2 protein-coding genes are annotated in these 1,363 nt (G+C 71.1%); both read left to right on the forward strand.

All coding sequences use genetic code 11. The features are described from left to right. Nucleotides 1-135: 135 nt before the first annotated feature. Nucleotides 136-957, forward strand: a complete 822-nt coding sequence (locus tag ABZ863_RS35680) for a hypothetical protein (RefSeq protein WP_358544214.1) — start codon at nt 136-138, stop codon at nt 955-957. Nucleotides 958-975: 18 nt separating this feature from the next. After that, nucleotides 976-1,363 (forward strand): hypothetical protein (locus tag ABZ863_RS35685; protein ID WP_358544217.1); only part of this gene is annotated, 388 nt, incomplete at its 3' end.

Consider the following 1,363-nt stretch of genomic DNA (forward strand, 5'->3'; position numbering starts at 1 on the left):
CGCCGGGATAATAATGCCGTTCATCGCCGCCTTTCCGGGGGCCCCAACCGGGGCCCGGGTCCACCCCCACTCCTCACCCCGGGGGCGGCCCCCCCCCCCGGGGGGCGGCCCGGCACCACCAGAGAGGAGGAGCCGATGGCGACCACCACCGGTAGCGACGAGGTCGGCCAGGTCCTGGCCGAGCGCATCGCCCAGCTCATCACCGACACCGCCAGCAACGCCCCCCGGTCCCTCCAGAAGCGCATCGGCCCGTCCGGCGTCGGCAACCCGTGCGAACGCGCGATCTCCTACCTGATGCTCGACTGGCCCAAGGCCAACACCCGGCAGGAAGTCATCGCCCCCGTCATCGGCACCGGCTTCCACTCCTGGATGGAGGAGGCGTTCGAGGGACGCCAGGCCACCCTGCCCGACGGCCGGCCCCGGTACCGCATCGAGGAGCGCGTCACCGTCCGCGACAGCCCCGCCGAGGGCCGGGTCATCGCCGGATCGTCCGACCTCTACGACCGCGCGACCGGCACCGTCTGGGACTGGAAGCTCGTCGGCAAGTCCTCCCTGGAGAAGTACCGGCGCGGCGGCCCGGGCGACCAGTACCGCATCCAGGCCCACCTCTACGGCCTCGGCCAGGAGAACGCCGGCGAGACCCCGCAGCGCGTCGCCATCTGCTTCGTCGGCCGCTACCACCAGCTGCTCGTCCACGTCTGGACCGAGCCGTACAACCGGCAGGTCGCCCTCGACGCCCTCGCCCGCCTCGACCACATCACCGACCGATTCACCAGCGACAACGCCGAGGACACCGAGTTCGGCCACAGCTGGTGGACCACAGTCCCCACCTCGCCGAAGGCCAAGTGCATGTTCTGCGAGTGGTACAAGCCCGGCTCCACCGACCTCGCCGTCGGCTGCCCCGGCAACAACCCCGACCGCCCCGCGCGGGCCGGCTTCGAATCCCTCATCGCCTAGAGCAGGAGCACCATCACCATGGACGCGAACGACTTCCTCATGGGCGGCGGCGGCGCCCCCTCCGCCAGCTTCCCCACCCCCGGCACCATCGTCGGCGGCACCATCACCGAGACGCCGACCGTCCAGCAGCAGAAGGACATCAAGACCGGCGACCCCCTGTTCTGGTCCGACGGCAACCCCCGCATGCAGATGATCGTCACCGTCCAGACCGACGACCGCGACCCGGCCATCGAGGACGACGACGGCAAGCGCCGCATCTTCGTCAAGGGCCAGATGAAGAACGCCATCCAGGACGCCGTCCGCACGGCCGGCTTCGGCGGCGACCCTGACGGTCCGCGACGGGTGCGCGAGATCCTGCTCCGCCGCTACCCGCACGCCGGACCGCATCCGCAACGCTTCCTGCCAC

The sequence above is a fragment of the Saccharomonospora sp. NPDC046836 genome (genome assembly GCF_040645195.1).
Lineage (GTDB): Bacteria > Actinomycetota > Actinomycetes > Mycobacteriales > Pseudonocardiaceae > Prauserella_A.

Excerpts from the sequence above, each read along its gene's own strand:
- ABZ863_RS35680 (WP_358544214.1), top strand. The coding sequence starts at position 136 with ATGGCGACCACCACCGGTAGCGACGAGGTCGGCCAGGTCCTGGCCGAG.